Here is a 13866-nt window from a genome sequence, read left to right as displayed (position 1 = left end):
AACCCCTCGGCCCGGGGTGTCGGCCGAGCGGCCACGAAGTCTTGTGCGGACCTGCCCCCGCCGGAGCCTAAACCGTCCCGGAACCGCGGTGCACGACTCAACATGCCCCGCGGTTCCGTGGGATGGACTACTTCGCGTCGCCGCCGGTCTTCTTGTCGTCCTTGGCGGCGTCGGTGTCCGCTTTGGCGGTGCCCTCGGCGTCCTCGGCGTCCTGCTCGGCCGCGGCGTCGCCGGCGGGCTTGTCGGCGGCCGGGGTCTCGGCCTTGCCCATGTCGATCTTGGCGGCCTTGTCAGCCGTTTCGGTGGCGGCGTCGTCGGTCAGCGAGGAGGCGTCGTCCGGGACGACCGGCGCGTCGCCGTGGTCCGCCTCGGCACCGTCCAGGATGCGGTTGTACTCCTCGTCCGGGATCACCGCGCCGATGGCGTTCTTGGCATAGATGGCGTGCACGCCGGGGGCGACCTCCAGGAGGACGGTGTCCTCGTGGACTTCCTTGACGGTGGCGTACATGCCGCCGATCGTCCGGACGCCGGTGCCGGCCTGCATCTCATCGCGCATCTGCGCGGCCGCCTGCTGCTTCTTCTTGGCGGACCGCGTCATCAGGAACATGGCCCCGATGAGGACGATGAAGGGGAGGAGAGTCACGATATTGGGCACGGGACGGAAATCCTTCGCACGACCGCAGCTGCGCGGTCTCATATAGCGGGGGTGGGTATGCCGGCCCCTACGGACGGCATCGGCGGAGTCTAAGCGAGTCCCCACCAGTGGAACAACGCCCAGCATCGCACCGCAGTTCCTGACCGGGCGAGTCTCCGCGCCGTCAGGGCCCGAACAAGCCCTGCTGTCCGCTTCCTCCCGATTGCTGCTGGGGCGGGACCAGCCCGAGATGGGCCCAGGCCGCCGGGGTCGCGATGCGCCCCCTGGGGGTCCGGGCGAGCAGCCCCTCCCGCACGAGGAACGGCTCGGCGACCTCCTCGACCGTCTCGCGCTCCTCCCCCACGGCGACCGCGAGGGTGGACAGGCCCACCGGACCGCCGCCGAAGAGCTTCAGCAGGGCCGTGAGCACGGCGCGGTCCAGGCGGTCCAGGCCACGGGCGTCGACCTCGTAGACGTCGAGGGCCTGGGAGGCGATCTCGCGGGTGATCCGGCCGTCGGCCTTGACCTGGGCGTAGTCGCGGACGCGGCGCAGCAGGCGGTTGGCGATACGGGGCGTGCCGCGGGAGCGGCCGGCGATCTCGGCGGCGCCGTCGGCTTCTATCTCGACGTCGAGCAGGCCGGCCGAGCGGTGGATGACCCGCTGGAGCTCGGCGGGGGCGTAGAACTCCATATGGGCGGTGAAGCCGAAGCGGTCGCGCAGCGGGGGCGGCAGCAGTCCGGCCCTGGTCGTGGCGCCGACCAGGGTGAACGGCGGGAGTTCGAGAGGGATGGCGGTGGCGCCCGGGCCCTTGCCGACGATGACGTCGACGCGGAAGTCCTCCATCGCCATGTAGAGCATCTCCTCGGCGGGCCGGGACATCCGGTGGATCTCGTCGAGGAAGAGGACCTCGCCCTCCTGGAGGGAGGAGAGGATCGCGGCGAGATCGCCGGCGTGCTGGATGGCGGGGCCGGAGGTGATCCGGATGGGGGCGCCCATCTCGGCGGCGATGATCATCGACAGGGTCGTCTTGCCGAGGCCCGGCGCGCCGGACAGCAGGACGTGGTCGGCGGTGGCGCCGCGGGCGCGGGCGGCCCGCAGCACCAGGTCGAGCTGTTCGCGCACCCGCTCCTGGCCCACGAACTCGGCGAGGTCCTTGGGCCGCAGCGCGGCCTCGACGGCGGTGTCCTCGCCGTCCGCGTCGGCTCCGACCAGCCGGTCGGGGCCACCGGGGGCGGTGTCCTCGGTGGGCGGTGCGGTGTCGTCCCAGTTCACTGCGGATTGCCTCGCGGGGTCGGGGCGGCCGGGCCGCCTGCGTGGTCGTACGGTCGGGGGCTCGCGGGCCGGGCGGCGGTCACCGGGCGCGGTTCAGCGTCTGCAGGGCGGCCTTGAGCAGCTGCGGCACCTGGGGCGCGCCGCCGGCGGCGACCGCCTCCTCGGCCTGCGGGGCGACCGCGGAGACCGCCTCGTCCGCCTCGCGGGTGGCGTAGCCGAGCCCGATCAGGGCGGCCTGCAGCTGATCGCGCCAGCCGGCGGTGACGGCGGTGCCGATCGCGGGCCGCCCGCTGCCGACCGGCTCGCCGAGCCGGTCCTTCAGCTCCAGCAGCAGCTTCTGGGCGCCCTTCTTGCCGATGCCGGGGACGGCGGTGAGCGCCTTCTCGTCACCCGTGGAGACGGCACGGCGCAGCGCGTCCGGGGTGTGCACCGCGAGCATGGCCTGGGCGAGCCGGGGGCCCACGCCGCTGGCCGTCTGCAGCAGCTCGAACGTCTGGCGCTCGTCGTCGTCGGCGAAGCCGTAGAGCGTGAGGGAGTCCTCGCGGACGACGAGGGAGGTGGCGAGCTTGGCCGGGGCTCCGATGCGCAGCGCGGAGAGCGTGTTCGGGGTGCACTGGACGGCCATGCCGATACCGCCGACCTCGACGACGGCGGAATCGGGGGCCAGGGCCGCGACCGGGCCGGAGACAAAGGCGATCATCGGGTGCCCTTCAGCGTGCGGACGGGAGCGGAGGTGCGGCGGGCGGCGGCCTGGGCCTGCTGGAGGCGGTTGACCGCGGGAGCCCGCCAGATGTGGCAGATGGCGAGGGCGAGGGCGTCGACGGCGTCGGCCGGCTTCGGTGGTGCGTCGAGCCGCAGCAGGCGCGTCACCATGGCGCCGACCTGGGCCTTGTCGGCCCGGCCCGAGCCCGTGACGGCCGCCTTGACCTCGCTGGGGGTGTGCAGCGCGACCGGCAGGCCGCGGCGGGCCGCGCACAGCATGGCGACCGCGCTGGCCTGGGCGGTGCCCATGACCGTACGGACGTTGTGCTGGCTGAAGACCCGCTCCACGGCGACGTATTCGGGGCGGTGGGCGTCCAGCCACTCGTCGATGCCGCGCTCGATGAGGACCAGCCGCTGGGCGATCTCGGCATCGGGCGGGGTGCGGACGACGCCGACGCCGACCATCTTCAGCGGGCGTCCGGCGAGACCTTCCACCACGCCGACCCCGCACCGGGTCAGCCCCGGGTCCACCCCGAGCACCTTCACGGCGCCCCTCCCCTCATGCCGTACCGCTTTCGTCCCCCGTTCCCCCCGCGGGAGGGGCGGAGATCCCCTGCTCAGCACAGTATCGGCTGCCACTGACAACGCGACGGGCCGACGGGGGTGTGTTCCCCGTCGGCCCGTGTGCGAACGGCGGCGGCGCCGCCGCGCGGACTACCGGATCAGGCGTCGACCTTGGCCATCACGTCGTCCGAGACGTCGAAGTTGGCGAAGACGTTCTGCACGTCGTCGCTGTCCTCCAGCGCGTCGATCAGCTTGAAGATCTTGCGCGCGCCCTCTTCCTCCAGCTCGACCTGCATGGTCGGGACGAAGTTGGCGTCCGCCGAGTCGTAGTCGATACCGGCCTCCTGGAGGGCGGTGCGGACCGCGACCAGGTCGGTGGCCTCGCTGAGCACCTCGAAGGACTCACCGAGGTCGTTGACCTCCTCGGCACCGGCGTCCAGCACCGCGCCCAGCACGTCGTCCTCGGAAAGTTCACCCTTGGGGACGATCACCACGCCCTTGCGGTTGAACAGGTACGACACCGAGCCCGGGTCGGCCATCGAACCGCCGTTGCGGGTCATGGCGACGCGCACGTCCGAGGCGGCGCGGTTGCGGTTGTCGGTGAGGCACTCGATCAGCACCGCGACACCGTTGGGGCCGTAGCCCTCGTACATGATGGTCTCGTAGTCGGCGCCGCCGGCCTCAAGACCCGCACCGCGCTTGACCGCGGAGTCGATGTTCTTGTTGGGCACCGAGCTCTTCTTGGCCTTCTGGATGGCGTCGAAGAGGGTCGGGTTGCCGTCCGGGTCGGCACCGCCCGTACGGGCCGCGACCTCGATGTTCTTGATCAGCTTCGCGAAGAGCTTGCCGCGCTTGGCATCGATCACGGCCTTCTTGTGCTTCGTCGTAGCCCATTTAGAGTGGCCGGACATCCGCCTGTCTCCTTCGCGTAACCAACTTCTGAACCGAACGCCATAGATCCTACCGGGGCCAGGTCACACGGTGTCACTCCCGCCCGTCACCCGGCCACCGCCGCTCATGGAGCTACGCGCGCTCCTGCCGGCTGCCGCGCACCATGTCCACGAACAGCGCGTGGACGCGGTGGTCACCGGTCAGCTCCGGATGGAACGACGTGGCCAGGACGTTACCCTGCCGGACCGCCACGGTGTGGCCGTCGTACGTGGCCAGGACCTCGACCGCGCCGCCGACCGACTCGACCCAGGGCGCCCGGATGAAGACGCCCTCGACCGGTCCGCCGGGGATGCCGGCGACGTCGATGGCCGCCTCGAAGGACTCGTTCTGCCGCCCGAACGCGTTACGGCGGACGATCATGTCGATGCCGCCGAGCGTCTCCTGGTCCTCCCGGGCGTCCAGCAGCTTGTCCGCGACCATGATCATGCCGGCGCAGGTCCCGTAGACCGGCCGGCCCGCCCGCACGAACGCGCGCAGCGGCTCCAGCATGCCGAAGACGACCGCCAGCTTGGACATCGTGGTGGACTCGCCGCCCGGTATGACCAGGCCGTCGACCTGGTCCAGCTCCTCGGGGCGGCGTACCGGCCGCGCCTGGGCGCCGGCGTCCGTGAGCGCCTTGACGTGCTCACGGACGTCGCCCTGGAGGGCCAGCACACCGATGGTGGGGGTGCTCATCGCCTCGGTTCCTACCAGCCGCGGTTGGCGTAGCGCTCGGCCTCGGGGAGGGTGTCGCAGTTGATGCCGACCATGGCCTCGCCCAGGTTGCGGGAGACGTCCGCGATGACCTTCGGGTCGTCGTAGAAGGTGGTGGCCTTCACGATCGCGGCGGCGCGCTTGGCCGGGTCGCCGGACTTGAAGATGCCGGAGCCGACGAACACGCCCTCGGCGCCGAGCTGGCGCATCAGGGCCGCGTCGGCCGGGGTGGCCACACCGCCGGCGGAGAACAGCACGACCGGCAGCTTGCCGAGCTCGGCGACCTCCTTGACCAGCTCGAACGGGGCGCGCAGCTCCTTGGCGGCGGCGTACAGCTCGTTGTTGTCGCAGCCGCGCAGCTTGGCGATCTCGCCCTTGATCTGGCGCAGGTGGCGGACCGCCTCGACGACGTTGCCGGTGCCGGCCTCGCCCTTGGAGCGGATCATGGCGGCGCCCTCGGCGATCCGGCGCAGCGCCTCGCCCAGGTTGGTGGCACCGCACACGAAGGGGGTGGTGAAGGCCCACTTGTCGGAGTGGTTGACCTCGTCGGCCGGGGTGAGGACCTCGGACTCGTCGATGTAGTCGACACCGAGGGACTGCAGGACCTGGGCCTCGACGAAGTGGCCGATGCGGGACTTGGCCATGACCGGGATGGAGACGGCGTCGATGATGCCGTCGATCATGTCGGGGTCCGACATACGGGCCACGCCGCCGTCCTTGCGGATGTCGGCGGGGACCCGCTCCAGGGCCATGACGGCGACGGCGCCCGCGTCCTCGGCGATCTTCGCCTCTTCCGGCGTGACGACGTCCATGATCACGCCGCCCTTGAGCTGCTCGGCCATGCCGCGCTTGACGCGCGCGGTCCCGGTCTCGGGGTTCTGGGGCGTGGTGGGCGTGCTGGACACGGTTTGACCTCACTCAGTGCGGGTGGTGGAACGTGCCGACCACACAACCCTTTGTGCGGGACCGGAGAAAAGGGCCAATTCAAGGCCGGTGGCTCGTTGCGGCGGCCAGTCGCAGCGACCGCGGCCGGGGCCCGGGGGTGCCGCCCGGCGGCGCGCGCTCAGTTGCCGGCCGAGCGGTCGTCGAGGACGGCCGGCGGCTCGTCGTCCATCTCGAAGGCCAGCGGGAACGGCGCGTGCCCCGCCAGCCGGAAGACCCGCACCACCCGGTGGCGGCGGACGGCGCGGGCGGCCCGTACGGCGTCGTTGTGGAAGCGGCGGGCCATCGGGACGCGGCGGACCGCGGCGGTGAGCTCGGTGACCGTCCGCTCGCCGCCCGGCGCCTCCCGTACGGCCTCCAGCTGCCCCTCCTCGGCGAAGATCGCCCGCAGCGCCTGGCTCAGCTCGCTCTCCGCGACCTCGCGGTGGTCCTCCTCGGCCTGCCGGGCCTCGTGCGCCGCCTGATAGAGCACGATCGAGGCCGCGGGGTCCAGGACTCCCGACGTGCCGACCTCCTGGGCGACCGACGCGCGCCGCAGGAGCTGGGCGTCCAGGGCCGCCCGGGCCGCGTCGATGCGCGCGTGCAGGCGGTCCAGGCGGCCGGCCGTCCAGCTGAGGTAGATGCCGATGAGGAGGACCGCTACCGCGATCCAGATGATGGTGGTCACGGGCCGTCACGTTACCCGCACGTGGTGGGCTCCCCCGGGGCGGCGCCTGGTCAGTCCTTCGCCAGCCACCGCCGCGCCCGCAGGCCCACGCGTTCGTCGGTGGCCACCGAGGCGGCGCCGGCGGTGACGGTCTCGTAGACGGCGAGGATGTCGGCGCCGACGGTCGACCAGTCGAAGCGGCGGACATGGCGGCTGCCGCGCTCGCGGAGTTCCGCCAGGCGGGCGGGGTCGCCGAGCAGGCGCACCGCGGCGGCGGCCAGGGCGGCGGCGTCCTCGTTGGCGAAGAGCTCGCCGGCCTCGCCCTGGTCGAGGACCTGGGCGAAGGCGTCGAGGTCGCTGGCCAGTACGGGCGCGCCGGCGGACATCGCCTCCACGAGGATGATGCCGAAGGACTCGCCCCCCGTGTTGGGGGCGACGTACACATCGACGCTGCGCAGCAGCCGGGCCTTGTCCTCGTCGGTGACCATGCCGAGGAACTCCACGCGGGAGCGCAGTTCGGGGGGCAGGGTGGCGACGGCCTCGTCCTCGTCGCCGCGGCCGGCGACCAGCAGCCGGGCGTCGGGCACCTCGGCGAGGATCGCCGGCAGCGCCTTCATCAGGACCGGCAGGCCCTTGCGCGGCTCGTCGATGCGGCCGATGAAGCCGATGGTCCTCCCCTGCCACTCGGGCCGGGGTTCGGCGCGGGCGAAGAAGTCGACGTCCACGCCGTTGGGGATGACCACCGCGTCGCCGCCGAGGTGTTCGACGAGGGTGCGGCGGGCGTACTCGCTGACCGCGACGCGGGCGCTGATCTTCTCCAGGGCGGGCTGCAGGATCGGGTACGCGGCGATCATCGCCCGCGAGCGCGGGTTGGAGGTGTGGAAGGTCGCCACGATGGGGCCCTGGGCGGCCCAGCAGGAGAGCAGGCCCAGTGAGGGCGAGGCCGGCTCGTGGATGTGGATGACGTCGAAGGCGCCGTTCTGCAGCCAGCGGCGGACCCGGGCGGCGGAGAGGAAGCCGAAGTTGAGGCGGGCGACCGAGCCGTTGTAGGGGACGGGGACGGCGCGGCCGGCGGAGACGACGTACGGCGGGAGCGGGGTGTCGTCGTCGGCGGGGGCCAGGACGGAGACCTCGTGGCCGAGGCGGATCAGGTGGTCGGCCAGGTCCCGGATGTGGAACTGGACGCCGCCGGGGACGTCCCAGGCGTACGGGCAGACGATGCCGATCTTCACTGCTGTGTCCTTCTGTTCGCTTCTCCGCCCCCGCGGCGCAGAGGTGCGGCTTTCGTACCCGGCTGCGGCCCGGTGGCCGCGGGCGCGACGCTCACTGTGTCCTCTCGCTCACCGCGGCACCGCCTCCCGGCTCGTCCGACCCGTCCGCCTCGCGCGGCTCCAGGTCGGCGAGCCAGAGCCGCTGGAGCATGTGCCAGTCCTCGGGGTGGTCGGCGATGCCGGAGGCGAAGGTGTCGGCGAGCGCCTGGGTCATCAGGGCGGCCTTCTCGACGCGGGTGCCGGTCTCGGGGACCTCGATCTCGGGGTGGACCCGGCCGCGCATGACGGGGCTCTCGTCGTACCAGAGGGTGACGGGCAGCAGCATCGCGCCGGTCTGCACGGCGAGCATCGCGGGCCCGGCCGGCATCTTCGTCTCCTCGCCGAAGAACTTGACCGGGATGCCGGAGCTGGACAGGTCGCGGTCGGCGACCAGGCAAACCAGGCCGCCGGCGCGCAGCCGCCGGGCGAGCGTGCCGAAGGCGGCGCCGCCGGTGTGCGGCAGCACCTCCATGCCCAGGCCCTCGCGGTAGGCGACGAAGCGGTCGTAGAGGGACTCGGGCTTGAGCCGCTCGGCGACGGTGGTGAAGGGGGTGTTGAGCTTGGTGGTGACCCAGACGCCCGCGAGGTCGTAGTTGCCCATGTGGGGCAGGGCGAGGATGACGCCGCGGTCGCTCTTGAGCCCCTCCTCCAGGTGGTGCACGTCCTCGGGCGCGAAACCCGTCCTTATCCGGTCCTTGCTCCAGGCCGGCAGGCGGAAGGACTCCATCCAGTAGCGCATGTACGAGCGCATCCCGGCCCGGGAGAGCTCGGCCAGGCGCTGTGCGGAGGCGTCCGGGACCACCCGGGCGAGGTTGGCCTCCAGGCGGCGCACGCCCTTGCCGCGGCGCTTCCAGACCGTGTCGGCGATCCGCCGGCCGAGGCGTACCGCGACGCCTTCGGGCAGCTTCTTGACGGTGCTCCAGCCCAGGCCGTAGAGGGCGTCGGTGAGCTTGTCGGTGTCGATCCCCGGCAGGCCGGTCCTGCGTGCGCTCATGCGCTGTTCCCCCCTTGTGCGATGGCGTCGGCCTCGGCCGACTCCCGGCGTACCGTCACCACGCGCTGGCCGAGGGTGACGGCGCTGCCGATGCCGACGATCCACAGGGCGATCGGCAGCAGGACCTCGACGCCGGGCACGCCGAAGGCGTGCAGACCCGACAGCCCGCAGGCCACCAGCGTGATGACCAGCCGCTCGGCGCGCTCGACCAGCCCGTTGACGTCGACCGGCAGCCCGATGGCCTCGCCCCGCGCCTTGGTGTACGACACGACCTGCCCGCTGGCCAGGCAGAAGATCGCCATGGCGCAGAGGATCAGGCTCTCGCCGCGGCCCGCGTACCAGAGGGCGAGCCCGCCGAAGATCGCGGAGTCGGCGACCCGGTCGAGGGTGGAGTCGAGGAAGGCGCCCCAGCGGCTGGAGCGGCCGAGCTGCCGCGCCATGTTGCCGTCGACCAGGTCGGAGAAGACGAAGAGGGTGATGACGACCGTGCCCCAGAAGAACTCGCCCTGCGGGTAGAAGACCAGGGCGCCGGCCACCACGCCTCCGGTTCCGACGAGGGTGACCGCGTCCGGGCTGACGCCGATACGGATGAGCAGGGCGGCGAACGGCGTGAGAACACGCGTGAAGAAAGCACGCGCGTACTTGTTCAGCATGGCCTTCCCGGAGGTCGATACGGGCCGCGCGGTCAAGGGGCCACCGGCTGGCCCATCGTAGCCACGAGGCCCCGGGCGGCCGCGAAGGCATCGCGGCGCAGGGTGCATGCGGCGGCTCGGGGCTGCGGTTGCGCGCCTCCCGGCGTACGGATCGGGCCGCACAGCCCTTGGCGGGACCGGGCTCTTGCGCCATGTATGGACGCATGATGACCTCGGTGGAAAGCTCGAATCACCGCAAAGTGTCGACCTGGAGGCGAGACACATGAGCGAGAAGTCGAGTACGAACCCGGGAGCCGCCGGAAGGGCATCAGCGGCCGACCAGCCCACGGCCCTGCGCAATGTGGTGCTGGTCGGCCACAGCGGATCGGGAAAGACCACTCTGGTCGAGGCCCTCGCGCTGGCATCCGGCGCGGTCAATCGGGCGGGCCGGGTCGAGGACGGCGGCTGTCTGTCGGACTACGACGAGATCGAACACCGTCAGCAACGCTCCGTACAGCTCTCCCTGGTCCCGGTGGACTGGGGCGGAATCAAGATCAATATTTTGGACACCCCCGGATACGCCGATTTCGTCGGGGAACTCAGGGCCGGTCTGCGCGCAGCGGACGCGGCCCTCTTCGTTGTCTCGGCGGCCGACGGCGTGGCCGGTGCGACCCGCATGGTCTGGGACGAGTGCGCGGCCGTCGGGATGCCGCGGGCCCTGGTCATCACGCATCTGGAGGCGTCCCGCTCCGACTTCCACGAGATGACCGAGCAGTGCCGGACCGCGTTCGGCGGCGAGGACCCGGACGCAGTGCTGCCGCTGTACCTGCCGCTGTACGGGACACCGGGCGCCGACGGCCACTCCCCCGTGCACGGCCTGATCGGCCTGCTCTCCCGGCGGGTCTTCGACTATTCGTCCGGTGAGCGCGCCGAGCGCGAGCCGACGGCGGAGGAGCTGCCGCTGATCGAGGAGGCCCGCAACCGCCTCATCGAGGGGATCATCGCCGAGAGCGAGGACGAGTCCCTGATGGACCGCTACCTCGGCGGCGAGGACATCGACATCAAGACCCTCGTCGGGGATCTGGAGACGGCGGTCGCGCGCGGCACCTTCCACCCCGTACTGGCCGCCGCCCCGGCGCCCGACGGCGCCAAGCAGGGGCTGGGCACCGTGGAGCTGCTGGAGCTGATCACCGGCGGCTTCCCGACGCCCGCGGAGCGGGAGGCGCCCGAGGTGACCACCCCGGAGGGCGCCCCGCGCCCGGCGCTGAGCTGCGATCCGGACGGCCCGCTGGCGGCCGAGGTGGTCAAGACCTCCTCCGACCCCTACGTCGGCCGGATCTCGCTGGTCCGGGTCTTCTCCGGCACCCTGCGCCCGGACGACACGGTGCATGTCTCGGGCCACGGCCTGCAGGACCGGGGCCATGAGGACCATGACGTCGACGAGCGGGTCGGGGCTCTGTCGGCCCCGTTCGGCAAGCAGCAGCGTCCGCTGCCGCAGGCGATCGCCGGGGATCTGGCGTGTGTGGCGAAGCTGTCGCGCGCCGAGACCGGCGACACCCTCTCCGACAAGGACGGCCCGCTCCTGATGGAGCCCTGGACGATGCCCGACCCCCTGCTGCCGGTCGCCATCCGGGCGCACAGCAAGGCCGACGAGGACAAGCTCTCGCAGGGGCTGGCCCGGCTGGTGGCGGAGGATCCGACGATGCGTCTGGAGCACCATCAGGACACGCACCAGGTGGTGCTGTGGTGCCTGGGCGAGGCGCATGTCGACGTGGCGCTGGAGCGGCTGCGCACCCGCTACGGCGTCAAGGTGGACACGGTCGCGCACAGGGTGCCGCTCCGGGAGACCTTCGGCGAGGCGTCGGCCGGCCGCGGGCGCCATGTGAAGCAGTCCGGTGGGCACGGGCAGTTCGCGATCTGCGAGATCGAGGTGGAACCGCTGCCGGGCGGCTCCGGCATCGAGTTCGTGGACAAGGTCGTGGGCGGCGCGGTCCCCCGGCAGTTCATCCCGTCCGTCGAGAAGGGCGTGCGCGCCCAGGCCGCGCGCGGGGTGGCCGCCGGGCATCCGCTCGTCGACATCCGCGTCACGCTGCTCGACGGCAAGGCGCACTCGGTCGACTCCTCGGACGCCGCGTTCCAGACGGCGGGCGCGCTGGCGCTGCGCGAGGCGGCCGCCGACGTCCGGATCGATCTGCTCGAACCGGTCTGCGAGGTGAGCGTGCTGGTTCCGGACGAATTCGTCGGCCCGGTGATGAGCGATCTGTCGGGCCGGCGCGGCCGGGTGGTGGGCACCGAGCAGTCCGGGGCGGGCCGCACGGTGGTGCGCGCGGAGGTACCGGAGATCGAGATCGGCCGGTACGCGATCGATCTGCGTTCGCTCTCGCACGGCAGCGGGCGGTTCTCCCGCATGTATGTACGACATGAGCCGATGCCGCCGCAGTTGGCCGCCAAGGTTCGGGAAGAGGCCGAGAACGGCGGGTAGTTGACGCCCGGTCAGCCATCATCGGCCGCTGTCCGGCTCACCCCCCTTGGGCTGGACGGCGGCTGTACGCTGAGAACCTTGTCGTCGGGCCGTGCGCTCGGCGACGGGACGCGTCGGCCACCGGCTCCTTGCAGGTGTGCCGTCGGCGGAAGCCGGGAAGAGCCGCATCATCGGATGCGAGCGGTGTGGGGGGCGGTAGTGGCAGACGGGTTCGACTTCAGCCCAGGGGCGCAGGTGCCGCTCTCGGGGAGCGCCGGGCAGACGGCGGCGACCCAGGCGCTGGCCTCGGCCGCCTATCGGGACAGCCCGCTGGCCGATATCTCCAAGGCGGACTCCGACTCGGGCAAGTCCGAGATCAAGAAGCCGAAGCTGTCGCTGTTCGCGCCCAATCTCGGCGAGGCGTTCTCGCGCGCCGTGCAGGTGCGGATGCTCGGCGGCGGCCGCAAGCCGCTCATCCAGTCGTTCGGGGTCGAGCCGCAGACGATCGTCGAGCACTGCCTGTCGGCCACCCGCGTGCGCAAGCAGCGGGACATCAAGCTGACGGTGCTGATGGTGCTGTTCGGGCTGCTGTTCCTGCCCGGTGTGCTGCTGTGGCTGGGCGTCTTCCAGCTGCGCAAGATGCTCTCCAAGGACGGCGAGGGCAAGGGCGTCTCGCTGCTCGGCGCGGTGCTGCTGACCGTGCTCGCCGGTGTCGCCCTGGTCTTCATGGTCAAGCTGCCGATGAACGGCTTCTGGCCGATGTACGCCCGGGCCATGGTCGTCGCCCCGGTGGTCGGCTGGTGGCTGGCCAAGCAGATCTGCGAGAAGACCGCGGTGGCGATGCGGGAGTCGTGGAAGGGGCTGCTGGAGGGCGGCGGGGTGGCCGCCAAGATCCCCGAGGCGGTGCCGCAGGATCCGAACGAGATCGCCGCCGAGACCCTTCGACAGAATCTGGCGAAGGTCACCGCCGAGCAGAACAGCAATGTCGTCTTCTACGCCGGCCCCAAGGGCATACTCGGCATGGGCACCCGCTGGGGCAGCTGGCAGCTGGCCGAGGAGCTCAAGCCGGCGCAGGAGGGCACGGAGATCAACCCGTTCCGCAGCTGGGACGTGATCCGCGCGATCCACGACAAGCTGCGGCTGCTGGAGCGCAGCCCGCTGCACACCGGCGGCTTCCCGACGCCCTCCGTCCGCCACTGGATCGTCTCGCCGGTCGGCGAGAAGGCCGGCGCCGTCAGCCGTCCGGAGGGCACGCATGTCGAGGCGTACCAGATCCGCGGCCACGAGATAGAGCGGATCTGCAACGACCAGCAGTTCGGCAGCGGCAACCGCCACTACCTCGGCGTCCAGTTCGTGCTGTGGGACGGCCAGTTGGTGATCACGTTGATGATCACCGTCACGGTGCTGCACGAGACGCTGCGCATCGAGGTGACCGGCCACGCCCTCGGCCCGGTCAACGGCCTGTTCACGACGAAGCCGGAGCCGAAGACCAAGGACGTCGCCAAGGTCGTCAAGTTCTGGGAGACCAAGACCCAGCACCTGCCGCTGATCGAGCCGCAGGAGGTGGTCCGGCTCGCCGCGCGGGCCCCGCTGACCTGGTTCCCGCCGGTCCTGGACTTCCTGGGCGGCAAGCTGACGCTCCCCGAGCCGTTCGGGCTGCGGCACGTCTGGGCCGACAAGCCCTGGCGGCACCGCTTCATGGCCGACGACGCGCTGCGCGCCGCGACCCCGGTCCTGCGCACGGTCCACGCCGCCGCGATGAACGTCCTGAAGGACAACGGCGTGGACACCGAGCGCTTCACCAACCGCTCCCTGGTGCTCAGCGGCATGATCCAGGGTGTGGAACCGCAGAAGGCCGACGAGTACCGCGCATAGCGGTCCTCGCCCCCTGGGGCCTGTCCGGCGCTCTGGCCGGGCAGGCCCCAGCTGCGTGTGGCCTAGGGCCTGTCCGATGGGTCATGGCCGGGCTCGCGGCGTCTGGCACGGCACCTCGCGGCGTTGCCGAATCATCCCGATAGCTCCGCTATCGAGACGCTCCGGCGCCTTGCGATGCACCGCACCAGA

At 71.7% G+C, this 13866-nt stretch carries 13 protein-coding genes; 2 read left to right on the top strand and 11 right to left on the bottom strand.

The annotated features are described in order from the left end of the window. Positions 1 to 127: 127 nt before the first annotated feature. The 11 genes from yajC to pgsA form a co-directional block, all read right to left on the bottom strand. Entirely contained in the window at positions 128 to 607 is a 480-nt protein-coding gene (yajC, locus tag ACZ4NB_RS04495) for a preprotein translocase subunit YajC (RefSeq protein ID WP_467658642.1), read from the bottom strand. A 211-nt stretch (positions 608 to 818) separates the two neighbouring features. Beyond that, positions 819 to 1907, bottom strand: a complete 1089-nt coding sequence (gene ruvB, locus ACZ4NB_RS04490; protein WP_467658246.1) for a Holliday junction branch migration DNA helicase RuvB — start codon at positions 1905 to 1907, stop codon at positions 819 to 821. Positions 1908 to 1986: 79 nt separating this feature from the next. Further along, entirely contained in the window at positions 1987 to 2607 is a 621-nt protein-coding gene (gene ruvA, locus ACZ4NB_RS04485; RefSeq protein WP_467658244.1) for a Holliday junction branch migration protein RuvA, read from the bottom strand. After that, a complete protein-coding gene (gene ruvC, locus ACZ4NB_RS04480; protein WP_467658243.1) occupies positions 2604 to 3155 on the bottom strand; it encodes a crossover junction endodeoxyribonuclease RuvC in 552 nt (183 codons plus the stop codon). Before ruvC ends, ruvA begins: the two co-directional genes overlap by 4 nt. A 176-nt stretch (positions 3156 to 3331) precedes the next feature. Next, positions 3332 to 4084 carry a YebC/PmpR family DNA-binding transcriptional regulator gene (locus ACZ4NB_RS04475; protein ID WP_033267821.1) on the bottom strand — a complete coding sequence of 251 codons (753 nt, stop codon included), beginning with the start codon at positions 4082 to 4084 and terminating at the stop codon, positions 3332 to 3334. Between the two features lie 112 nt (positions 4085 to 4196). Beyond that, positions 4197 to 4799: a pyridoxal 5'-phosphate synthase glutaminase subunit PdxT gene (pdxT, locus tag ACZ4NB_RS04470; RefSeq protein ID WP_467658242.1), complete on the bottom strand. Its 603-nt coding sequence runs from the start codon at positions 4797 to 4799 to the stop codon at positions 4197 to 4199. Positions 4800 to 4810: 11 nt separating this feature from the next. Then, positions 4811 to 5722 (bottom strand): pyridoxal 5'-phosphate synthase lyase subunit PdxS, encoded by a 912-nt coding sequence (gene pdxS, locus ACZ4NB_RS04465; protein ID WP_030067142.1) that lies wholly within the window; start codon positions 5720 to 5722, stop codon positions 4811 to 4813. 158 nt (positions 5723 to 5880) lie between these two features. Beyond that, the gene (locus ACZ4NB_RS04460) at positions 5881 to 6426 is read right to left on the bottom strand and encodes a LemA family protein (protein WP_393487986.1); all 546 of its coding nucleotides are present in this window, start codon (positions 6424 to 6426) and stop codon (positions 5881 to 5883) included. A 50-nt stretch (positions 6427 to 6476) separates the two neighbouring features. After that, positions 6477 to 7637, bottom strand: a complete 1161-nt coding sequence (locus tag ACZ4NB_RS04455; protein WP_467658241.1) for a glycosyltransferase family 4 protein — start codon at positions 7635 to 7637, stop codon at positions 6477 to 6479. A 91-nt stretch (positions 7638 to 7728) separates the two neighbouring features. Next, the gene (locus ACZ4NB_RS04450) at positions 7729 to 8709 is read right to left on the bottom strand and encodes a phosphatidylinositol mannoside acyltransferase (protein WP_467658240.1); all 981 of its coding nucleotides are present in this window, start codon (positions 8707 to 8709) and stop codon (positions 7729 to 7731) included. Beyond that, on the bottom strand, positions 8706 to 9362 hold the full coding sequence (gene pgsA / locus ACZ4NB_RS04445; RefSeq protein WP_393487991.1) for a phosphatidylinositol phosphate synthase: 657 nt from the start codon (positions 9360 to 9362) through the stop codon (positions 8706 to 8708). The genes ACZ4NB_RS04450 and pgsA overlap by 4 nt, the downstream gene beginning before the upstream one ends. Positions 9363 to 9624: 262 nt before the next feature. Between pgsA and ACZ4NB_RS04440 the strand changes: the two genes are divergently transcribed. Both ACZ4NB_RS04440 and ACZ4NB_RS04435 read left to right on the top strand, forming a co-directional pair. After that, positions 9625 to 11823, top strand: a complete 2199-nt coding sequence (locus ACZ4NB_RS04440) for an elongation factor G-like protein EF-G2 (protein WP_467658238.1) — start codon at positions 9625 to 9627, stop codon at positions 11821 to 11823. 174 nt (positions 11824 to 11997) lie between these two features. Next, a complete protein-coding gene (locus ACZ4NB_RS04435) occupies positions 11998 to 13677 on the top strand; it encodes a hypothetical protein (protein WP_467658237.1) in 1680 nt (559 codons plus the stop codon). Positions 13678 to 13866: the final 189 nt, after the last annotated feature.

This window comes from Streptomyces sp. NPDC026575 (genome assembly GCF_055567415.1).
The sequence above is the reverse complement of the archived record's forward strand: the minus strand, read 5'-3'. Positions and strand labels throughout refer to the sequence as shown.

Excerpts from the sequence above, each read along its gene's own strand:
- ACZ4NB_RS04435 (WP_467658237.1), top strand. The coding sequence starts at position 11,998 with ATGCGAGCGGTGTGGGGGGCGGTAGTGGCAGACGGGTTCGACTTCAGC.
- ruvA (WP_467658244.1), bottom strand. The coding sequence starts at position 2,607 with ATGATCGCCTTTGTCTCCGGCCCGGTCGCGGCCCTGGCCCCCGATTCC.
- ACZ4NB_RS04475 (WP_033267821.1), bottom strand. The coding sequence starts at position 4,084 with ATGTCCGGCCACTCTAAATGGGCTACGACGAAGCACAAGAAGGCCGTG.
- pdxT (WP_467658242.1), bottom strand. The coding sequence starts at position 4,799 with ATGAGCACCCCCACCATCGGTGTGCTGGCCCTCCAGGGCGACGTCCGT.
- pgsA (WP_393487991.1), bottom strand. The coding sequence starts at position 9,362 with ATGCTGAACAAGTACGCGCGTGCTTTCTTCACGCGTGTTCTCACGCCG.
- ACZ4NB_RS04440 (WP_467658238.1), top strand. The coding sequence starts at position 9,625 with ATGAGCGAGAAGTCGAGTACGAACCCGGGAGCCGCCGGAAGGGCATCA.
- yajC (WP_467658642.1), bottom strand. The coding sequence starts at position 607 with ATGTTCCTGATGACGCGGTCCGCCAAGAAGAAGCAGCAGGCGGCCGCG.
- ACZ4NB_RS04450 (WP_467658240.1), bottom strand. The coding sequence starts at position 8,709 with ATGAGCGCACGCAGGACCGGCCTGCCGGGGATCGACACCGACAAGCTC.